Genomic DNA, 2138 nt, shown 5'->3' with positions numbered 1-2138 from the left:
AGCATGGCGTGATGCTCGAATTTATCAAACCGGGTAAGCCGACGCAAAATGCGTTTATCGAACGGTTTAACCGGACGTACCGGACAGAAATCCTGGATTTTTACCTGTTCAGAACACTGAATGAGGCACGGGAAATCACCGGACGCTGGCTAATGGAATATAACAACGAGCGCCCTCACGAATCCCTGAACAACCTGACGCCGGAAGAGTACCGGCTGATGGCTGAAAAACCGGAACTCTCAAAAAGTGCGTGGAACTAAAACAGGTGTGCTTACAATAGCTTCCGCTACCTGACCATCGTAGTCACGCAGCGTCAGTGAATCTCCCAACAACAGCTTCATTCTGTACATTGCCGTTTCCGCTATCGAGCGACGGTTATATTCCGTTGTCCATTTCCACCGTGCATTGCTTCCGCTCAGCCGCTGATTATCAACGGCACGGTTGCGGTCTGCGTACTCACCGGGCCAGTAACCTGCTCCTTTTCGGGGAGGAATAAGCGCGCTGATTTTTTTGCGGCGCAGTTCATCGTGACAAAGCCGGGTATCGTAAGCCCCGTCTGCCGCGGCTGCCCTGATTTTTCTGTGAGTCTGCCGGATAAGGCCCGGGAAGGCTTCTGAGTCCGTGACGTTATTCAGCGACAGGTCTGCACAGACAACTTCATGTGTGTTGCTGTCAACAGCAAGATGCAACTTTCGCCAGATACGACGGCGCTCTTTGCCGTGCTTTCTGACTTTCCATTCGCCTTCACCAAAGACCTTCAGCCCGGTGGAATCAATCACCAGGTGTGCGATTTCACCCCGGGTGGACGTTTTGAAACTGACATTAACCGACTTTGCCCGCTTACTGACACTGGTGTAATCCGGGCAGCGCAACGGAACGTTCATCAGGGCAAAAATGGAATCAATAAAACCCTGCGCAGCCCGCAGGGTCAGCCGGAATACGCGTTTAATCACCAGAACGGTGGTGATGGCGAGATCAGAATAGCGCTGGGGCCTTCCTCGTGATGAAGGCGTTGCCGACTCATACCAGGCCTGAATCGCCTCATCATCCAGCCAGAAAGTGAGGGAGCCACGGTTGATGAGAGCTTTGTTGTAGGTGGACCAGTTGGTGATTCTGAACTTTTGCTTTGCCACGGAATGGTCTGTGTTGTCGGGAGGATGCGTGATCTGATCCTTCAACTCAGCAAAAGTTCGATTTATTCAACAAAGCCCCGCCTGGATAACACCGAATGTCAACGCAAAGCAGAAGTGTCACCTTCGGTGCGAAACAGAGATGTCATGCTTTGGTTCAGAGAATGCGTTTGACCGCCTCGCTATATACTTCCGAGCGTTCTCTTTTCCCAACAGAAATCACGAAAACGACAACTTTCTCGTCTATAACCTGGTATACAAGGCGATAGCCTGAAGACCGGAGCTTAATCTTGTAACAATCAGGCATACCACGGAGCTTGTTTGCTTCAATCCGGGGTGACTCAAGTACTTCAACCAGCTTCTTTTTCAACTGTTCACGTACCGTCGAGCCCAGCTTTCGCCATTCCTTTAGTGCCCGCTCGTCAAAATCCAGAAAATACGCCATCAGAGTTCATCCAGCGTCACACGTACTGGCTTAGGATTACGAAGCCGTTCTTTCACTATCTCCACAAGTTCAGCATCTTCATCACTCAGGAGTGTCTGTTTGAACGGCAAGCGTTCATTGTCAGCGATATACTCGAGCATGAGACGAAGCGCTTCAGAAGGAGTTACGCCCATTTTTTCAAGCGCGGCGTAAGAACGCGCTTTAAGTTCATCGTCAATACGCAGGTTAATGCTACCCATGTCTTACACCTCTTGTAATTACAAATGTCATTACAAGTATCGCACTACAACATGCTTAGGGCAAGTCACGAAGGAAGTCAGAAAGTAGTCGTAAGAACGGTGATCACTGTCCGCTTTGTGCTGTGAGTTCAACCGATGGATGCAACACATTGATTGAACCGCTCTGCGGGTGATTCATAGTCTAGCGTTTTTCTCGGCCTCTCGTTGAGCTGTCTGGCAACACTGTTTAGTCTTTGCTGGCTGTGAACCGATAAGTCAGTTCCTTTTGGAAAATACTGTCTGAGTAATCTGTTTGTATTTTCATTTGAGCCGCGTTGCCAGGGA

At 49.8% G+C, this 2138-nt stretch carries 5 protein-coding genes and 1 pseudogene; 2 read left to right on the top strand and 4 right to left on the bottom strand.

The window, feature by feature from the left end; genetic code table 11:
* Nucleotides 1-260, top strand: a 260-nt coding sequence (locus tag GKAS_RS23225) for an integrase core domain-containing protein (RefSeq protein WP_035897883.1), incomplete at its 5' end; no start/stop codon positions are given.
* Here GKAS_RS23225 and GKAS_RS23220 read toward each other — a convergent pair.
* The 3 genes from GKAS_RS23220 to relB all read right to left on the bottom strand — a co-directional run bounded on the left by GKAS_RS23220 (nucleotide 240) and on the right by relB (nucleotide 1814).
* On the bottom strand, nucleotides 240-1178 hold the full coding sequence (locus GKAS_RS23220; RefSeq protein ID WP_081918609.1) for an IS5 family transposase: 939 nt from the start codon (nucleotides 1176-1178) through the stop codon (nucleotides 240-242). The two genes, GKAS_RS23225 and GKAS_RS23220, sit on opposite strands and share 21 nt — an antisense overlap.
* A gap of 109 nt (nucleotides 1179-1287) precedes the next feature.
* Complete coding sequence (relE, locus tag GKAS_RS23215) at nucleotides 1288-1575, bottom strand: type II toxin-antitoxin system mRNA interferase RelE (protein WP_000323025.1); 288 nt, start codon at nucleotides 1573-1575, stop codon at nucleotides 1288-1290.
* Nucleotides 1575-1814, bottom strand: coding sequence for a type II toxin-antitoxin system antitoxin RelB (gene relB, locus GKAS_RS23210; protein WP_000534858.1), 240 nt, complete (start codon nucleotides 1812-1814; stop codon nucleotides 1575-1577). Before relB ends, relE begins: the two co-directional genes overlap by 1 nt.
* Nucleotides 1815-1838: 24 nt before the next feature.
* Here relB and ydfV point away from each other — a divergent pair.
* Nucleotides 1839-1934: pseudogene (gene ydfV / locus GKAS_RS25425) on the top strand (protein YdfV); the annotation flags it as partial.
* Between the two features lie 8 nt (nucleotides 1935-1942).
* On the opposite strand, the gene GKAS_RS24450 reads toward ydfV, so the two are convergent.
* A partial coding sequence (locus GKAS_RS24450) for an IS30 family transposase (RefSeq protein ID WP_167540438.1) occupies nucleotides 1943-2138 on the bottom strand: 196 nt, incomplete at its 5' end.

Origin of the sequence: Kluyvera ascorbata ATCC 33433 (assembly GCF_000735365.1) — a bacterium.
In the GTDB taxonomy this organism is placed as follows: domain Bacteria; phylum Pseudomonadota; class Gammaproteobacteria; order Enterobacterales; family Enterobacteriaceae; genus Kluyvera; species Kluyvera ascorbata.
This window is presented reverse-complemented; position numbering and strand designations above follow the sequence as displayed.

Bases quoted from the DNA above. Each gene is read 5' to 3' on its own strand.
- relE (WP_000323025.1), bottom strand. From the start codon at position 1,575: ATGGCGTATTTTCTGGATTTTGACGAGCGGGCACTAAAGGAATGGCGA.
- relB (WP_000534858.1), bottom strand. From the start codon at position 1,814: ATGGGTAGCATTAACCTGCGTATTGACGATGAACTTAAAGCGCGTTCT.